This window comes from Pseudomonas sp. SJZ103 (assembly GCF_007828335.1).
Classification (GTDB): Bacteria; Pseudomonadota; Gammaproteobacteria; order Pseudomonadales; family Pseudomonadaceae; genus Aquipseudomonas.
Genome location: NZ_VIUN01000004.1, coordinates 22,051 through 38,131, shown reverse-complemented (window position 1 = coordinate 38,131; position 16,081 = coordinate 22,051). Strand labels below are relative to the sequence as shown.

Here is a 16,081-nt window from a genome sequence, read left to right as displayed (position 1 = left end):
GGGAGGGGGTAAGCCCCCTTCCACATTTCAATGGCGTCGTTTCAGCGATCCCAGGTCGTTGGGCAATCCTGGCAGCCCTCCATATTCGCATCCTGGAAATTCGCATAGTGCTGGCGACTGCCGGTGAGGGTGGCCTGTTCCAGGTTGCTCTCGCCGAACTTGGCTTCCTGCAGGTTGGCGTCGCTGAGGTCGGCATCTTGCAGGTCGGCCTTGCTCAGCCAGGTCATCTCCAGGTCGGCCGCACGCAGGTTGGCCTTGTGCATTTTTGCCCCGGACAGCCGCGCAAATTGCAGGTAGGCCGCACTGAGGTTGGCGTTTTCGAACTGCGCGCCCTGGGCGAACAGGCCCCACCCCTGGATCGCCATCAGCGTGGCGCCGCTGAAGTTGGCCAGGCGCAGGTTGGCCTGTTGCAGGCTGGCGCGGGTCAGGTTGGCGCCTTGCAGCTGGGCTTTTTCCAGGTTGGCCAGGTCGAGGTTGGCATGGCGCAGATCCGCCTCGCGCAGGTCGGCGCCGGCCAGGTTCATCTTGCTCAAGTCCTGGTTGCGCAGGTTGGCGCCCTTGAGGTTGGCGCCGGGGCATTGGCTGTGTTCGGCGATGGTGCAGCCGTTGATGATCAGCGGGGCGTCGTCGCCGTCGTCGGCGTGCGCCAGGGGCAGGGAGAGCAGGAGTAACAAGGGCAGGTAGTTCATCGTGTAACCTCTGGGGATCCTGTGGTGAGCGGGCTCACCACAAGGGAACCCGCTTGCTACAAAGGGCGGCCCGGCATTCTCGCAGGGGTTATTTTTGCGCGGTCTTCTGATCCCAACTCGGGATCTTGAACACCCAGAACGACCCGCCTTGCGCTACCGGCTTGGTCAGCTCGGCCATGTCGCCGCCCCACAACGGCACCGCGCCGCCATAGCCGACGGTCACGCCGACATACTGCTCGCCATCCTGCTCCCAGGTGATCGGCGGCGAGACGATGCCGCTGCCGGTCTGGAACTTCCACAGCTCCTTGCCGGTTTTCGCGTCGAAGGCCTTGAAGAAACCGTCGCCTGTACCGGTAAACACCAGGTTGCCCTTGGTGGCCAACACGCCGGCCCACAGTGGCAACGCTTCCTTGTGCTCCCACACTACCTTGCCGGTGGTTGGGTTCATCGCGCGCAGGGTGCCGACGTGGTCGTCATACATGCGCTTGATGCGAAAGCCCATGCCCAGGTACGCCGAGCCCTTCTTGTAGTTGACCTCTTCGGTCCAGTATTCCTCTTTCCACTGGTTGCCCGGGATATAGAACAGGCCGGTGTCCTGGCTGTAGGCCATGGGGTTCCAGTTCTTGCCACCCAGGAACGGCGGCGAGACTTCCACCGGTTTGCCTTTGGTTTCACCCGGCAATGGCTTGGCCGGGCGCTGTCCTTCGTTCTCCACCGGACGCCCGGTCTTCAGGTCGATATGGCTGGCCCAGGTGATGTTGTCGACGAACGGGAAGGCGTTCTGCAGCTTGCCGTTGTTGCGGTCCACCACATAGAAAAAGCCGTTGCGGTCGGCGTGACCGGTGGCCTTGACCACTTTGCCGTCCTTGTCTTTGTAGTCGAACAGCACCAGCTCGTTGTTGCCGGAGAAGTCCCAGGCGTCGTTCGGGGTGTGCTGGTAGAACCACTTCACTTCGCCGGTGCTCGGATCGACGCCGACCTGACCGGAGGTGTAGAGGCTGTCGAAGTCGTGGGGGTTGCCGTCCTTGGCGGTGCGCGCCCAGGTGTTCCACGGGCCGGGGTTGCCGGCGCCGACGATGATCGTGTTGGTCTCGGCATCGAAGCTCGCGCTCTGCCAAGGGGCGCCACCGCCGTGGCTCCAGGCCTCGACCTTGCCGGTTTCGGTGGTGGGGTCATCCGGCCACGAAGGGGCCTTGACGTCGCCGGTGGTGGTGCTGTCCTTGCCGTTGAGGCGGCCCATATGGCCTTCCACGAACGGGCGCATCCACACTTCTTCACCGGTGTCGGGGTCGCGGGCAAACAGCTGGCCGACCACGCCGAATTCATCGCCGGAGCTGCCGTGGATCAGCAGCACCTTGCCGCTGACCTTGTCTTTGATCAGCACCGGGGCGCCGGTCATGGTGTAGCCGGCGGCGTGGTCGCCGAACTTCTTGTTCCACACCACTTTGCCGGTGTTCTTGTCGAGGGCGATCAGGCGCGCGTCGAGGGTGCCGAAGTAGATCTTGTCGCCGAAGATCGCCGCACCACGGTTGACCACGTCGCAGCACGGGCGAATGTTGTCGGGCAGGCGGTGGTTGTAGGTCCACAGGCGCTTGCCGGTCTTTGCGTCAAGGGCGAACACGCGGGAATAGGAGCCGGTGACGTAGACCACGCCGTCGCTGACGATGGCCTGGGATTCCTGGCCGCGTTGCTTCTCATCGCCGAACGAGTAGGACCAGGCCGGGGTGAGCTTGAACACGTTCTTGTCGTTGACCTGGGCCAGCGGGCTCCAGCGCTGGGCGTTGGTGCCCATGCCGTATTGCAGCACGTCTTTGGTGGTCAGGTGGTCGTTGGCGATGTCTTCCCAGGTGACATTGTGCGTCGGCTTGGCGGGGTCGGCGGCCGCGAACGTTACGGCACTGAGGGACAGGCTGCCCACCAGCACAAAGGCTTGCACGGCAAGGCTTGAAGGTGAGCGGGCGGGTAGCGATCTTATTGTCATGGTTGCAGTTCCCAGTGGAGGTTTTGGCCTGCACAGGGTGGAACGCCGGGGCGCCGGGCGGATACGGAAAAAGTCCCGCTGTGGCCGGGAAGACTTCCCGAGGCGCCGCTGTTTTAGGCGTGCCCCACAAGCCCTACTACCAAGGGAGGAGAAGGCGGCCACCAAAGCAGCATACGGCCCATGCCCCGGGGTTTCTAAGATGGTTGCCATAACCTCTGCAATGAGGTTTTGCGTGCAATCCTGAGGGCAAAATAATGACAACAAAACACAATGCCTTGCTCGTCGCCGGGCTGTTGGTCGGTGTGATCGCCGGGGGCTCTGCCTGGGCCCACGGCAACGTGGTCCCGCAAGCGGTGGAAACCAAGGGCCTGACCTCGATCAAGGATGCCGGCGTGCCGGTCAACGAAGACGGCTGGGCGGCGGTCAATCCGTACCGTACCTCGCCTGAACACGACCGCGCCGTGGAAATCGGTTCGTCCGCCTATAACCAGAACTGCGCCGCCTGCCACGGCCTGGAAGCCAAGTCCGGCGGCATCGCCCCCGACCTGCGCATGCTCGATGTGGGCGAAGCCGGTGATGAATGGTTCGTCGAGCGCGTGCGCCATGGCGCGGTGCGTGACGGCCGCGTGTACATGCCGAAAATGGCCGACTACCTGAGCCAGGAAGCCTTGTGGGCCGTGCGCACCTACCTGGACAGCGTGCACGTCGAGGAGTAAGCCATGCGCCTGTTCGCTTATGTGCTTGGCCTGGCCCTGCTGTGTTGCCAGCCGGCACAGGCGCAGGTGCGCAGCTATGACCAGATGATCGCCGCCGGCGAAATCAACGTGGCGGTGTACAAGGACTTTGCCCCCTACAGTTTCGAAGACGGCGCCACCGCGCGCGGGGTCGACGTGGAGCTGGCCCAGGCCCTGGCCACGGCGCTGGGGGTGCAGCTCAAGTTGATCTGGGCGCCGGCCGGCGAGAAGCTCGACGACGACCTGCGCGACTACATCTGGCGTGGCAGCCAGTTGCACAACCAGCAACTGGCCGACCTGATGATGCGCGCGCCCTACGATCACGATTACGCACAGAAGCGCAACGACCAGGGCGAACTGGAAAACGGCCATGTGGTGATGTTCGGGCCGTACCAGAACGAACAATGGCAGGTGGCTTACGACCGTCGGCGCCTGGACAGGGTTGCCAGCGTGGCGGTGTTCGAGCAGCACCCGATTGGCGTCGAAGTCGACAGCGTGCCGTCGTTCTACCTCACCTCGGTGTTCAGCGGCATGCTCGCCGCCAAGACCCATCACTACCCCGACGTCCCCCAGGCCTTTGCGGCGATGAAAGCCGGTGAGGTCGATGCGGTGATGGCGATGCGCGGCGAAGTCGACTGGCAGGTGCATGAAGCCCACGACCCGCAACTGGCCCTGGCCGAAAACGCCTACCCGAACATGGGCAAGCAACGCTGGGAGATCGGCATGGCGGTGCACGAGAGCAATCGCCAGTTGGCCTATGCGGTGGAAGAGGCGCTGGAAGGCCTGATCCGCGACGGTGCGGTGCAAGCCATCTATGCCCGTTACGGCCTGCAGTACGAAGTCCCCGAGATGTATCAATAGGAGCAGGCGATGAATTGGCGACTGAGCTGCATTTTGGCGTGCTGGCTGCCGCTGGCGGCTCACGCCGTGGAGGTCGACCCGGTGCCGTCGGTGATGTGGGCGTTCTATCACAAGCAGTTCCTGGCCGAGGCGCCGTTCGTGTTCGACGACCGAGTCAAGCTGCTCGCGCCGCCGTTCGCCGAAGATGCGCGCCAGGTGCCGCTGGAAATCGACGCCCGCGCCTTCAACGGACATGTGGTGAAAATCCTCGCCTGGGCCGAGCTCAACCCATTGCCGAAAATCGTCGACTTCCAACCCAAGGCCGGCGTGCTGCCGTGGCTGTCGCTGCGGATTCGTATCGAGCAGGCCACGCCGTTGCGGGCGGCGGTGCTCACCGATGACGGGCTGTGGCATGTGGGCTCGACCTTGATCGAAGCTGCCGGTGGCGGCTGCACCGCGCCCAGCATGGTACGCACCCAGCCGGGCTGGGAAGAGCACATCGGCGAAGTGCTAGGCGGCCGTTACCCGCGTGGCGAGTTCAGCCGCGTACGTGTGCAGGTGGCGCACCCGATGGACAATGGCATGGTCAGCGGCATCCCCGAGTTTTTTATCAACCATGCGCAACTGCGCGGCCAGGACGGCCAGGTGCTGGCTGATCTTGAGTTGTTCCCGGCGGTCAGCGAGAACCCCAACCTGGCCTTCGACATCGACGCGCCGGGGCCCACCCGCCTGGTGCTGCGCGACAACAGCGGCAATGAGTTCGACGCGGCCATCCCCTGACCAGAAGGAGCGCGGCATGCGCTGGATTCTATTGTTATGCCTGGGCCTGAGCCTGCCCGCCCTGGCGGACCTCGACTACGCCCTCAAGCCCCGGTTGATCGCCGATGACACCTGGCTGCTTGAAGGCAGCACCGACAATTTTGCCAAGGCCAATGGCGGCAATATCGTCAACACCGCCTTCATTGTCACCGAGGCTGGCGTGGTGGTGATCGACACCGGGCCGTCGCGGCGCTACGGCGAAGCCATGCGCGAGGCCATCGCCCGTATCACCCCCAAACCGGTGATCCAGGTGCTGATTACCCACCATCACCCCGACCATGCGCTGGGCAATCAGGCCTTCAAGGACGTGCCCATCGGCGCCCTGGCCGAGACCACACGATTGCTGCACGAGCAGGGCGACGGCATGGCGGAAAACCTCTACCGCATGGTCGGCGACTGGATGCGCGGTACCGAGGTAGTGTTGCCCACCCAGGTGCTGGAACCCGGTGTGCTGAGCGTCGGCCGCCACGACTTGCGCCTGCTCGCGCTCACCGGCCACACCGGCGCCGACCTGGCGATCTTCGACCAGAGCACCGGCGTGCTGTTCGCCGGCGACCTGGTGTTTTACCAGCGCGCGCTCACCACCCCCAACAGCCCGGGGCTGGCGGTGTGGCTGGCCGACCTCGGCACCCTGCAAGCCTTGCCCTGGACCCTGATCGTGCCCGGCCATGGCCCGGTGGCCAGCGACGCGCAACCCTTCACGCAGATGCGCGACTACCTGACCTGGCTCGATCAACTGCTGCGTGACGGCGCGGCCCACGGCAGCGACATGGCCGAGATGATCCGCAGCCCCATCCCCGAACGCTTCGCCGCTATCAGCCTGAGCCGCTATGAACTGATCCGCAGCGTCAGCCACCTGTACCCGCGATACGAGCGCGAACAGATGCAACGCGTGGATTCGGCGCGCTGACCCGCTACTAAGGAACTAGCAAACTTGATACTGCGGTCAATTGTGACAACTGCCCCTGCGCCCAAGAATCTGCACCAGACCGGGAAAATTTCCCGGGTATAACAAAAACCGCAGAGGTAGCCGTCATGACCCAACCCGCACGCCGCCAACCCTTCGCCTTGAGTGTGTTGCTCGGTGCCATCCTGTTGTCTGGCCAGGCCATGGCCTCGGTCACCGATGAGGACATCCTCCAGGACCCGAAAAACCCCGGGCAGATCGTCACCAACGGCCTGGGCGTGCAGGGCCAGCGCTACAGCCCCCTCGACACCCTGAACGTCGACAACGTCAAGGAACTGCGCCCGGTCTGGGCGTTTTCCTTTGGTGGCGAGAAGCAGCGTGGGCAACAGGCGCAGCCGATGATCAAGGATGGGGTGATGTACCTCACCGGTTCCTACTCGCGGGTGTTCGCGGTGGATGCGCGCACCGGCAAGAAGCTCTGGCAGTACGATGCGCGTCTGCCCGATGACATCCGCCCGTGCTGTGACGTGATCAACCGTGGCGTGGCGCTGTACGGCGACCTGGTGTTCTTCGGCACCCTCGACGCCAAGCTGGTGGCGCTGAACAAAGACACCGGCAAAGTGGTGTGGAGCAAGAAAGTCGCCGACCACAAAGAAGGCTACTCCATCAGCGCCGCGCCCCTGGTGATCAACGGCAAGCTGATTACCGGTGTGGCCGGTGGCGAGTTCGGCGTGGTGGGCAAGATCGAAGCCTATGACCCGAAAAACGGTGAACTGCTATGGAGTCGCCCGACGGTCGAAGGCCATATGGGCTACGTCTACAAGGACGGCAAGGCGGTGGAGAACGGCATCTCCGGTGGCGAGGCGGGCAAGACCTGGCCCGGGGACTTGTGGAAAACCGGCGGCGCCGCACCGTGGCTGGGCGGCTACTACGACCCGGAAACCAACCTGCTGCTGTTCGGCACCGGCAACCCGGCGCCGTGGAACTCGCACCTGCGCCCTGGCGACAACCTCTACTCGTCCTCGCGCCTGGCGCTGAACCCGGACGACGGCACCATCAAGTGGCACTTCCAGACCACGCCCCATGACGGCTGGGACTATGACGGCGTGAACGAGCTGGTCTCCTTCAATTACACGGAAGGCGGCAAAGAGATCAAAGCCGCCGCCACAGCCGACCGTAACGGCTTCTTCTACGTGCTTGATCGCACCAACGGCAAGTTCATCCGTGGTTTCCCGTTTGTCGACAAGATCACCTGGGCCACCGGCCTGGACAAGGACGGTCGGCCGATCTACAACGACGCCAGCCGCCCTGGCGCCCCGGGCAGCGAAGCCAAGGGCACCTCGGTGTTCGTCGCACCGGCGTTCCTGGGCGCGAAAAACTGGATGCCGATGGCCTATAACCGCGACACCGGGTTGTTCTACGTGCCGTCCAACGAGTGGGGCATGGACATGTGGAACGAAGGCATCGCCTACAAAAAAGGCGCGGCGTTCCTCGGTGCGGGCTTCACTATCAAGCCATTGAACGAAGACTATATCGGCGTGCTGCGCGCCATTGACCCGAAGACCGGCAAGGAAGTCTGGCGCCACAAGAACTTCGCGCCGCTGTGGGGCGGGGTGCTGACCACCAAGGGCAACCTGGTGTTCACCGGCACGCCGGAAGGCTTCCTGCAGGCGTTCAACGCCAAGACCGGCGAGAAGGTCTGGGAATTCCAGACCGGCTCCGGCGTGCTCGGCTCGCCTGTGACCTGGGAAATGGACGGCGAACAGTACGTCTCGGTGCTCTCCGGCTGGGGCGGCGCCGTGCCGTTGTGGGGCGGTGAAGTGGCCAAGCGCATCAAGGACTTCAACCAGGGCGGCATGCTCTGGACCTTCAAGCTGCCCAAAGAGCTGGTCGCCAAACACTGAATCTACGACCAAATGACAAGTGCCCCCCTGCCAACGGCGCATTCGCCCGGCAACGGGGGCTCTTTACTATCGGGTCATCGCCTGTTGACCGACAGGCCCGGACCCAGACAGAGGCTTTAACATGATCTACGCACAACCTGGCACCCCTGGCGCCATCGTCAGCTTCAAGCAGCGCTACGGTAATTACATCGGCGGTGAATTCGTCGCCCCGCTGAGCGGTGAGTACTTCACCAACACTTCGCCGGTGACCGGTGAAGTGATCGCCGAATTCCCGCGCTCCAACGCCGCCGATATCGACAAGGCCCTCGACGCTGCCCATGCTGCCGCCGACGCCTGGGGCAAGACCTCGCCCCAGGATCGCTCGCTGGTGCTGCTGAAAATCGCCGACCGTATCGAGCAGCACCTCGAAGTGCTGGCCGTGACCGAGAGCTGGGACAACGGCAAGGCCGTGCGCGAAACCCTCAACGCCGACGTGCCCCTGGCCGCTGACCACTTCCGCTACTTCGCCGGCTGCATCCGCGCTCAGGAAGGCGGCGCCGCCGAGATCAACGAACACACCGCGGCCTATCATTTCCATGAGCCCTTGGGCGTGGTCGGGCAGATCATTCCGTGGAACTTCCCGCTGCTGATGGCCGCCTGGAAACTCGCCCCGGCCCTGGCCGCCGGTAACTGCATCGTGCTCAAGCCGGCCGAGCAGACGCCGTTGTCGATCATGGTGTTTGCCGAGTTAATCAATGACCTGCTGCCACCGGGCGTGCTGAATATCGTCCAGGGCTTTGGCCGCGAAGCCGGGGAGGCACTGGCCACCAGCAAGCGCATCGCCAAGATCGCCTTTACCGGCTCGACCCCCATCGGCGCGCACATCATGCATGCGGCCGCCGAGAACCTCATTCCCTCTACCGTGGAACTGGGCGGCAAGTCGCCGAACATCTTCTTCGAAGACATCATGCAGGCCGAGCCGCAGTTCATCGAAAAAGCCGCCGAAGGCCTGGTGCTGGCGTTCTTCAACCAGGGCGAAGTGTGCACCTGCCCGTCGCGGGCGCTGGTGCAGGAGTCGATCTACGACGACTTCATGAAAGTGGTGATGAAGAAGATCGTCAAGATCAAGCGCGGCAACCCGTTGGACACCGAGACCATGGTCGGCGCCCAGGCGTCCGAACAGCAATACGACAAGATCCTCTCCTACCTCAAGATCGCCCAGGAAGAGGGCGCCGAGCTGCTCACCGGCGGCGCGGCCGAGCGCCTGGAGGGCGACCTGTCCAGCGGTTACTACATCCAGCCGACCCTGCTCAAGGGCCACAACAAGATGCGCGTGTTCCAGGAAGAAATCTTCGGCCCGGTCGTGGGTATCACCACCTTCAAGGACGAAGCCGAAGCCCTGGCGATTGCCAACGACAGCGAATTCGGCCTCGGCGCCGGGCTGTGGACCCGCGACATCAACCGCGCCTACCGCATGGGCCGGGCGATCAAGGCCGGTCGCGTGTGGACCAACTGTTATCACCTGTACCCGGCGCATGCGGCGTTTGGCGGCTACAAGAAGTCGGGCGTGGGGCGTGAGAACCACAAGATGATGCTCGATCACTACCAGCAGACCAAGAATTTGCTGGTGAGCTACGACATCAATCCGTTGGGTTTCTTCTAACCCTCGGATTGCAACGCGGTCCCCTGTGGGAGGGGGCTTGCTCCCGATGGCGGTGGGTCAGTCAACAGTGATGTGGCTGACACATTGCTATCGGGAGCAAGCCCCCTCCCACATTTTGATCGGCGTATACCCGCTACCAATGCGGGTGCGAGCTCCTTCGAAAGTAGCATTCGCACCCCCATCCCCCCATGCATTAATGCCCTTACCGGAATCTTCCGGCACAACAAGAGGACTCTCCCTATGTGGACCAAACCCGCCTTCACCGACCTGCGTATCGGCTTCGAAGTGACCATGTACTTCGCCAGCCGCTGATCCATCTCCGGCCAGCCTCGCGCTGGCCGGTGCCGTATTGGGAATGACCCTTTGGTCTGATTGCATTCGCCCCGGAATGGGTTAGTGTGAAGCGCATCTCCCAAAAATAATAAGAACAGGCTTTCCAATGAGCCCCAATCTGAGCCTCCTGCGTAAATTCGTCTCGCCTGAAATCATCTTCGGTGCCGGCTGCCGGCACAACGTCGGTAACTACGCCAAGACCTTTGGTGCGCGCAAGGTGCTGGTGGTCAGCGACCCCGGTGTGATCGCTGCCGGTTGGGTCGCCGATGTGGAAGCCAGCCTGCAGGCCATCGGTATCGACTACTGCCTGTACAGCGCCGTGTCGCCCAACCCGCGCGTCGAAGAAGTGATGCTCGGTGCCGAGGTGTATCGGGAAAACCATTGCGACGTGATCGTGGCCATCGGCGGCGGCAGCCCCATGGACTGCGGCAAGGCCATCGGCATTGTGGTCGCCCATGGGCGCTGTATCCTCGAGTTCGAAGGCGTGGACACCATCCGTGTGCCGAGCCCGCCGTTGATCCTGATCCCCACCACCGCCGGCACGTCGGCGGATGTCTCGCAGTTCGTGATCATTTCCAACCAGCAGGAACGCATGAAGTTCTCCATCGTCAGCAAGGCGGTGGTGCCGGATGTGTCGCTGATCGACCCGGAAACCACGGCGAGCATGGACCCGTTCCTGTCCGCCTGTACCGGCATCGACGCGCTGGTGCATGCCATCGAGGCGTTCGTGTCCACCGGCCACGGCCCGCTGACCGACCCCCATGCGCTGGAGGCCATGCGCCTGATCAACGGTAACCTGGTGCAGATGATCGCCAACCCCGGTGACATTGCCCTGCGCGAGAAGATCATGCTCGGCAGCATGCAGGCCGGCCTGGCGTTCTCCAATGCGATCCTCGGCGCGGTGCATGCCATGTCCCACAGCCTCGGCGGGTTTCTCGACCTGCCCCATGGTTTGTGCAACGCGGTGCTGGTGGAACACGTGGTGGCGTTCAACTACAACTCGGCGCCGGAGCGCTTCAAGGTAATTGCCGAGACCTTTGGCATCGATTGCCGGGGCCTCAGCCATCGGCAGATTCGCGGGCGGCTGGTGGAGCATCTGATTGCCCTGAAGCACGCCATCGGCTTTCACGAAACCCTCGGTTTGCATGGGGTGCGCGTGGCGGATATTCCGTTCCTGTCCCAACATGCGATGCACGACCCGTGCATCCTCACCAACCCGCGCGAGTCCAGCCAGCGTGATGTCGAGGTCGTATATGGCGAAGCGCTCTGACGACCAGCAACAGGCCCTGGCCGGGCTGCTGGGCCTGGGCAATCACTCGGCGCGCAAGAGCCACTACCCGGAACTCACCGCGCGCCTCGACGAGCTGGAGGCCGAGCGCAACCGCTATATCCGTCTCAACGATGAGCTGGAGCAGCGGGTGGCGGCGCGCACCGATGAACTGCTGGAAGCCAACCGCAACCTGCAACAACAGATCGCCCAGCGCGAGCAGGTCGAGCAGGAGCTGCGCGATGCGCGCGACGCCGCCGAAGCTGCCAACCGCAGCAAGGACAAATACCTCGCCGCCGCCAGCCATGACCTGCTGCAACCGCTTAACGCGGCGCGGCTGCTGATCTCGACCCTGCGCGAACGCAACTTGCCCAGCGTCGAGCAGGTGCTGGTGGAACGTACGCACCAGGCCCTGGAAGGCGCCGAGGATTTGCTCACCGACCTGCTGGATATTTCGCGGCTCGACCAGGCGGCGGTCAAGCCCGATGTGGCGCTGTATCGCCTGGATGAGCTGTTTGCGCCGCTGGTCTCGGAGTTCCAGTCGGTGGCGCTGGCGGCCGGGCTGAACCTGCGCGCGCGTACCGGCCATTATGCGATTCGCACTGACCTGCGCCTGGTGACGCGGATCCTGCGTAACTTCCTCAGCAACGCCTGCCGCTACACCGACGAGGGCTGCATCCTGCTCGGCGCGCGCCGCCGTGGCGATCGCCTGCGCCTGGAGGTGTGGGACACCGGGCGCGGCATCGCGGCCGACCGGCTCGATGCGATCTTCCTCGAGTTCAACCAGCTCGACGTCGGCCGTGCCTCGGACCGCAAAGGCGTAGGGCTGGGCCTGGCGATTGTCGAGCGCATCGCCGAGATCCTCGGCTACCCGGTGGCGGTCCGTTCGTGGCCGGGGCGTGGCTCGATGTTCAGTATCGAGGTGCCCATCAGCGAAGAGATGCCCCTGGCGATCAGCCAACTGCCGGTGCTGCCGACCACGGGCAACCCGCTGCCGGGGCGGCGTTTACTGGTAATCGATAACGAGGTGAGCATCCTCGACAGCATGCGCGCGCTGCTGGGGCAGTGGGGCTGTGAGGTGATTACCGCCACCGACCAGGCCGGGGCGTTGCTGGCGCTGCAGGGCAGGGCACCGGAATTGATCCTCGCCGACTACCACCTTGACCACGGCGTGGTGGGCTGTGCGGTGGTCAAGCACCTGCGCGAGCATTTCGCGCAGAACATCCCCGCCGTGATCATCACCGCCGACCGCACCGACCAGTGCCGCCGCGTGCTGCGTCGCCTGGACGCGCCGTTGTTGAACAAACCGCTCAAGCCCGGCAAGTTGCGGGCGGTATTGAGCCAGTTATTGACCTAGGGTCTTGATACCCGTCAACACCCGTTGCGGCGCTTTGCCCCATGCTGCGGGCTCTGATTCAGAGCCCGACGGAGCCCGCCATGAACGCCCCCGCAACAACCGCAGCATCCTTCAAGTTGCCCCTGGGCCTGGTGATCGGTGTACTGGTGATGGTCGGCGTGCTGCTGTTGCCGATGCCCGTCGACTTACCGGTGGCTGGGCAGCGCATGCTGGCGATCCTCGCGTTTGCCGTGGTGGTGTGGATCACCGAGGCGGTGTCTTATGAAGCCAGCGCGATCATGATTACCTCGCTCATGGCGTTTTTGCTTGGCACGGCACCGTCGCTGCAAGACCCCACCCACCTGATCGGCTCCAGCCCGGCCATCAGCATGGCGCTCACCGGCTTTTCCAACCCGGCACTGGCCCTGGTGGCGGGCGCGTTGTTTATTGCGGCGGCCATGACCCACACCGGCCTGGACCGGCGCATCGCCCTGGTGACCCTGACCCGCGTCGGCACCAGCACCCGCGGCATTCTGCTTGGGGCGATTGCGGTGACGATCCTGCTCAGCCTCGTCGTCCCCAGCGCCACTGCGCGCAGCGCCTGTGTGGTGCCGATCATGATGGGCGTGGTCGCCGCGTTTGGCGTGGACAAGCGCTCCAACATCGCCGCCGGCCTGATGATCGTGGTGGCCCAGGGCACCAGCATCTGGAACGTCGGCATCCAGACCGCCGCCGCGCAAAACCTGCTGACCGTGGGCTTTATGGACAAGATGCTCGGCCAGCGCGTGTCGTGGATCGACTGGCTGATCGCCGGCGCGCCGTGGGCGGTGATCATGTCGGCGGTGCTACTGTTCCTTGTGATCAAGCTGCTGCCGCCGGAAACCGACAGCATCCCTGGTGGCAAGGAAGCCGTGGCCCAGTCCCTGGTGGACATCGGCCCGATGACCGGCCCGCAGAAACGCTTGCTGACGGTGTCGGTGTTGTTGCTGTTGGCATGGGCGACGGAAGGGCGCCTGCACCCTTTCGACACGACCTCGACCACCTACGCCGGGCTGGTGTTCCTGCTGCTGCCGGGGATTGGGGTGATGACCTGGAAGGATGTGCAGTCGCGCATTCCATGGGGCACGGTGATTGTGTTTGGCGTGGGCATCAGCCTCGGTACCGCGCTGCTGACCACCCAGGCCGGACAGTGGCTGGGTTCCCAGGTGGTGGCGCATACCGGCCTGGATCAGGTCGGGCCGCTGGGGGTGTTTGCGATCCTGGGGGCGTTTTTGATCGTGATCCACCTGGGCTTTGCCAGCGCCACGGCGCTGACCTCGGCGCTGTTGCCGATATTGATTGCGGTGTTGCAGACCTTGCCGGGGGAGTTCAACCGCTTGGGCATGACCATGCTGCTGGGGTTTGTGATGAGCTACGGGTTTATCCTGCCGATCAATGCGCCGCAGAACATGGTGTGCCTGGGGACCGGGACGTTTACGGCGCGGCAGTTTGCCAAGGTGGGGATTCTGGTGACGTTGATCGGGTATGGGTTGATGTTGGTGTTTGCGGCGACTTACTGGAGCTGGCTCGGTTGGATCTGATTTGAAATGCGCTTCTGGTCGCACAGCAAACTGGAACCCCTGTGGCGAGCGGGCTTGTCCCCCGTTGGGGTGCGAAGCGCCCCCAATGAAGGACGAATGCGGTGTACCCGATATTGCGTAGTGGCTGGTTTTGGGGCTGCTGCGCAGCCCAACGCGGGACAAGCCCTCTCGCCACAAGTCTGCACATCTTGTGATTCAAACCGGCAGGCGAAATTGCTTACGCAAGGCCTTATCGAAGAACCCAGCAGGGGCGAAGCGGCGCAGCAGGCTGATTTGTCGTGCGGCCTTGCCAGCCGTGTAGCGAGGCTGAGGGTGGATGTCGGTCGCGGCTTTGACCACGACTGCCGCGACGACGTCTGGCCGGTCGGCTTTCGGCATCACCTCGGCCAGCAGTGCCTTGAACCCGGCTCGGGGCTGATCGTAGGTCTTCAGCAGCGAGTCTGGCTCAATGCCGTTTTGATCGAAGACGGTACGCACGAATGCGGGCTCGATGACCGAGACGCGAATATTGAAGGCACGCACCTCGTGGTCAAGGGATTCGGAATAGCCTTCCAGCGCGTGCTTGACCGCCGAATAATGAGCGGAGTAGGGCGCGGGGATTACCCCTAGAATCGATCCGATATTGATGATGCGCCCCTGGCCACGCTCTCGCATTGCCGGGAGTACCGCATTGGTCATGCGGATGACGCCGAACAGATTGACGTCGAACAGTGCCTGTACCTGTGGGAGCGAGAATTCTTCAGCGCCGCCCAGCAGGCCGATGCCGGCATTATTGACCAGCAGATCGATCCGCCCGGTCTGTGCGAGCACGGTGGAGACGAGCGCACTGACAGAGGTGTCGTCTGTCACGTCGCAGGTGAGCATGGACACCGGCGTTGAGCTGGCCCCCGCTTTCCGACTTGTGCCAAATACCCTATACCCTGCACGCACCAGTGCTTCAGCAGTCGCTTGACCAATACCGGACGACGCACCGGTGACTATCGCAGTTCTTTCGGAAGGTGTTTTCATTTGAGGCTCCGCCGGTTGTTGAGTGTGTGCTGGGTCATATGATCTTGATGACCACCTTCCCCTTGGCTCTGCCCCGTTCGACGTAGCTCAATGCCTCAGCCGTTGCCTCGAAAGGGAAGGTTCGGTCGATCACGGGTGTGATAGCGCCGGACTCGACGAGCACGGTGATTTTCTGCAATTGCGCACCGCTCGCGCGCATGAACACGAACCCATAGTCGACGCCCTGCCTGCGGGCTTTTCTGCGTATGCCACTGCTTAACAGGCGCATGATCCAACCGAGTCCCCAGGACAGCTTTTGCTCGCGTGCGAACTCGGCGGTTGGTGGCCCTGAGATAGAAATGAGCTGCCCACCCGGCTTGAGAATGCGCAGGGATGTTTCCAGTTCGGCAGGGCCCAGGCTGTTCAATACGACGTCGTAGTCACGCAACACGGTTTCGAAGTTTTGCTGCGTGTAGTCGATGACGACGTCTGCTCCCAGCGCCTTGACCCACTCCACGTTGGGGGTGCTGGTCGTGGTGGCAACGAAAGCCCCCAGGTGTTTTGCAAGCTGGATGGCAATGCTGCCGACACCACCGGAGCCCGCCTGGATAAAGACTTTTTGTCCCTTCTTCAAGCGGGCTGTTTCAACCAGCACCTGCCAGGCGGTCAGTGCAACCAGGGGCAGGGCGGCAGCTTGTTCCATGCTGGTGTTTTTGGGTTTCAGTGCGAGGGCACTTTCCTCAATCGCGATCAGCTCGGCAAAGCCACCGATGCGCGCGTCGGGCGGGCGCGCGTAGACCTCGTCACCGGGCTTGAAGCTGCGCACGCCTGACCCTACGCGAACGACGACGCCGGCCACGTCGTTGCCCATGATCAGCGGGAATGGGTACGGCAGGATCAGTTTGAATTCACCCTTGCTGATCTTCGAATCCAGCAGGTTGACGCTGCTGGCATGCACCTTGATCAGCACGTCGTGGATGCCTGGTTCCGGGTCCGGTACCTCGGCAAGGCGTCCTTGATTCTTGCCGTAACGGTCGATCAGGAAGGCTTTCATCGTTCAGT

General features: G+C 63.3%; 14 protein-coding genes. 10 read left to right on the top strand and 4 right to left on the bottom strand.

What is annotated here, in order from left to right; translation table 11 throughout:
* Positions 1 to 41: 41 nt before the first annotated feature.
* Together FBY10_RS11005 and exaA are read right to left on the bottom strand one after the other, a co-directional pair.
* Positions 42 to 689 carry a pentapeptide repeat-containing protein gene (locus FBY10_RS11005; protein ID WP_145336165.1) on the bottom strand — a complete coding sequence of 216 codons (648 nt, stop codon included), beginning with the start codon at positions 687 to 689 and terminating at the stop codon, positions 42 to 44.
* A gap of 88 nt (positions 690 to 777) precedes the next feature.
* Positions 778 to 2,670 (bottom strand): quinoprotein ethanol dehydrogenase, encoded by a 1,893-nt coding sequence (exaA, locus tag FBY10_RS11000; protein ID WP_145336163.1) that lies wholly within the window; start codon positions 2,668 to 2,670, stop codon positions 778 to 780.
* Positions 2,671 to 2,924: 254 nt separating this feature from the next.
* Here exaA and pedF point away from each other — a divergent pair, with 254 nt between their 5' ends.
* From pedF to FBY10_RS10950, 10 genes are all read left to right on the top strand, one after another.
* On the top strand, positions 2,925 to 3,386 hold the full coding sequence (pedF, locus tag FBY10_RS10995; protein WP_027606205.1) for a cytochrome c-550 PedF: 462 nt from the start codon (positions 2,925 to 2,927) through the stop codon (positions 3,384 to 3,386).
* Positions 3,387 to 3,389: 3 nt separating this feature from the next.
* Entirely contained in the window at positions 3,390 to 4,265 is an 876-nt protein-coding gene (locus tag FBY10_RS10990; protein ID WP_145336161.1) for an ABC transporter substrate-binding protein, read from the top strand.
* A 9-nt stretch (positions 4,266 to 4,274) separates the two neighbouring features.
* Complete coding sequence (locus FBY10_RS10985; RefSeq protein WP_145336159.1) at positions 4,275 to 5,024, top strand: quinoprotein dehydrogenase-associated SoxYZ-like carrier; 750 nt, start codon at positions 4,275 to 4,277, stop codon at positions 5,022 to 5,024.
* Positions 5,025 to 5,040: 16 nt separating this feature from the next.
* A complete protein-coding gene (locus tag FBY10_RS10980; protein WP_145336157.1) occupies positions 5,041 to 5,973 on the top strand; it encodes a quinoprotein relay system zinc metallohydrolase 1 in 933 nt (310 codons plus the stop codon).
* 125 nt (positions 5,974 to 6,098) lie between these two features.
* A complete protein-coding gene (locus FBY10_RS10975) occupies positions 6,099 to 7,874 on the top strand; it encodes a PQQ-dependent methanol/ethanol family dehydrogenase (protein ID WP_145336156.1) in 1,776 nt (591 codons plus the stop codon).
* 121 nt (positions 7,875 to 7,995) lie between these two features.
* A complete protein-coding gene (locus FBY10_RS10970; RefSeq protein ID WP_010209363.1) occupies positions 7,996 to 9,516 on the top strand; it encodes an aldehyde dehydrogenase family protein in 1,521 nt (506 codons plus the stop codon).
* 240 nt (positions 9,517 to 9,756) lie between these two features.
* A complete protein-coding gene (gene pqqA, locus FBY10_RS10965) occupies positions 9,757 to 9,828 on the top strand; it encodes a pyrroloquinoline quinone precursor peptide PqqA (protein WP_010209364.1) in 72 nt (23 codons plus the stop codon).
* A gap of 127 nt (positions 9,829 to 9,955) precedes the next feature.
* The gene (gene ercA, locus FBY10_RS10960) at positions 9,956 to 11,119 is read left to right on the top strand and encodes an alcohol dehydrogenase-like regulatory protein ErcA (RefSeq protein WP_090405974.1); all 1,164 of its coding nucleotides are present in this window, start codon (positions 9,956 to 9,958) and stop codon (positions 11,117 to 11,119) included.
* Entirely contained in the window at positions 11,103 to 12,473 is a 1,371-nt protein-coding gene (locus tag FBY10_RS10955) for a hybrid sensor histidine kinase/response regulator (protein ID WP_145336154.1), read from the top strand. The genes ercA and FBY10_RS10955 overlap by 17 nt, the downstream gene beginning before the upstream one ends.
* An 80-nt stretch (positions 12,474 to 12,553) precedes the next feature.
* Entirely contained in the window at positions 12,554 to 14,032 is a 1,479-nt protein-coding gene (locus FBY10_RS10950; RefSeq protein ID WP_145336152.1) for a DASS family sodium-coupled anion symporter, read from the top strand.
* A gap of 195 nt (positions 14,033 to 14,227) precedes the next feature.
* Here FBY10_RS10950 and FBY10_RS10945 read toward each other — a convergent pair whose 3' ends face one another.
* Complete coding sequence (locus FBY10_RS10945) at positions 14,228 to 15,040, bottom strand: oxidoreductase (RefSeq protein ID WP_145336150.1); 813 nt, start codon at positions 15,038 to 15,040, stop codon at positions 14,228 to 14,230.
* Positions 15,041 to 15,074: 34 nt separating this feature from the next.
* Positions 15,075 to 16,073: an NADP-dependent oxidoreductase gene (locus FBY10_RS10940; protein ID WP_131698159.1), complete on the bottom strand. Its 999-nt coding sequence runs from the start codon at positions 16,071 to 16,073 to the stop codon at positions 15,075 to 15,077.
* Positions 16,074 to 16,081 lie beyond the last annotated feature (8 nt).

Coding starts and splice junctions, on each gene's coding strand:
- FBY10_RS10955 (WP_145336154.1), top strand. CDS start 11,103: ATGGCGAAGCGCTCTGACGACCAGCAACAGGCCCTGGCCGGGCTGCTG.
- FBY10_RS10990 (WP_145336161.1), top strand. CDS start 3,390: ATGCGCCTGTTCGCTTATGTGCTTGGCCTGGCCCTGCTGTGTTGCCAG.
- ercA (WP_090405974.1), top strand. CDS start 9,956: ATGAGCCCCAATCTGAGCCTCCTGCGTAAATTCGTCTCGCCTGAAATC.
- exaA (WP_145336163.1), bottom strand. CDS start 2,670: ATGACAATAAGATCGCTACCCGCCCGCTCACCTTCAAGCCTTGCCGTG.
- FBY10_RS10940 (WP_131698159.1), bottom strand. CDS start 16,073: ATGAAAGCCTTCCTGATCGACCGTTACGGCAAGAATCAAGGACGCCTT.
- FBY10_RS10975 (WP_145336156.1), top strand. CDS start 6,099: ATGACCCAACCCGCACGCCGCCAACCCTTCGCCTTGAGTGTGTTGCTC.
- FBY10_RS10945 (WP_145336150.1), bottom strand. CDS start 15,040: ATGAAAACACCTTCCGAAAGAACTGCGATAGTCACCGGTGCGTCGTCC.
- FBY10_RS11005 (WP_145336165.1), bottom strand. CDS start 689: ATGAACTACCTGCCCTTGTTACTCCTGCTCTCCCTGCCCCTGGCGCAC.
- FBY10_RS10950 (WP_145336152.1), top strand. CDS start 12,554: ATGAACGCCCCCGCAACAACCGCAGCATCCTTCAAGTTGCCCCTGGGC.
- pedF (WP_027606205.1), top strand. CDS start 2,925: ATGACAACAAAACACAATGCCTTGCTCGTCGCCGGGCTGTTGGTCGGT.
- FBY10_RS10980 (WP_145336157.1), top strand. CDS start 5,041: ATGCGCTGGATTCTATTGTTATGCCTGGGCCTGAGCCTGCCCGCCCTG.
- FBY10_RS10970 (WP_010209363.1), top strand. CDS start 7,996: ATGATCTACGCACAACCTGGCACCCCTGGCGCCATCGTCAGCTTCAAG.
- FBY10_RS10985 (WP_145336159.1), top strand. CDS start 4,275: ATGAATTGGCGACTGAGCTGCATTTTGGCGTGCTGGCTGCCGCTGGCG.